Genomic DNA, 886 nt, shown 5'->3' on the forward strand with positions numbered 1-886 from the left:
GAATTCGCCGGCGTCGAGCTGACCTTCATGGGTCTCAACAACCAGAACCTGCACAATGTGCTGTTCCGCGGCTTCCTGAAGCCGTGGGAGACCTATACCGGCGCCAAGATCAACTGGATCGACCTGGCGCAGGCCGATTACAATGCCCGCCTGCAGCAGTCGATCGCGACCGGCACCGTCGATTTCGACATTATCGAAATGGGCGCGCCGTTCGAAGGCGATGTCTGCGGCAAGGGCCTGACGTCGGAAATGCCCGACTGGGTCAAGACCCAGATCGATTTCGACGATCTGGTCAGCTATCTGAAGCCGCCGGTCGGCACCTGGGACGGCAAGCAATACCGCGTGACCGTCGACGGCGACGCGCACAACTTCAACTACCGCACCGACGTGTTCGCCGATGCCGACCTCGCCAAGGCCTGGAAGGACGGCGGCGGCGAAGGTGAATGGGGCGTACCGAAGACCTGGCAGCAGGTTCAGGCGGTGACCAAGTTCCTCAAGGGCAAGAAGCTCAAGGACCAGGACGTCTATGGCTATCTCGACGCGCCAAAGCCCTGGGGCGGCTTCGGCTTCTATTTCCTCGGCAGTCGCGCCACCGCTTATGCCAAGCACCCCGACGACAAGGCCTGGCTCTTCGACGCCGACACGATGAAGCCGCGCGTCAACAATCCGGCCTGGGTGCGCGCCATCCAGGACGTCATCGACGCGCTGCCGTCCGAACCCGCCGACCAGATCAATGCCGATCCGAACACGACCGCCTTCCAGCAGTTCCTGGCCGGCACCGGCTCGATGGTCACTTGGTGGGGCGACGTCGGCTCCAACGTCAAGACCAACGACTCTTCCGTCGTCGGCGACGTCACCGGCTTCTCGATCCTGCCCGGCTCGGACG

Annotated in this window: 1 protein-coding gene; it reads left to right on the forward strand. The window is 63.2% G+C overall.

Features of this window, described 5'->3' with window-relative positions; genetic code table 11:
• The coding region (locus EN984_RS36185; protein ID WP_127384433.1) for an extracellular solute-binding protein at window positions 1–886 on the forward strand (886 nt) is incomplete at both ends.

The organism is Mesorhizobium sp. M7A.F.Ca.CA.004.12.1.1, assembly GCF_003997835.1.
Classification (GTDB): domain Bacteria; phylum Pseudomonadota; class Alphaproteobacteria; order Rhizobiales; family Rhizobiaceae; genus Mesorhizobium.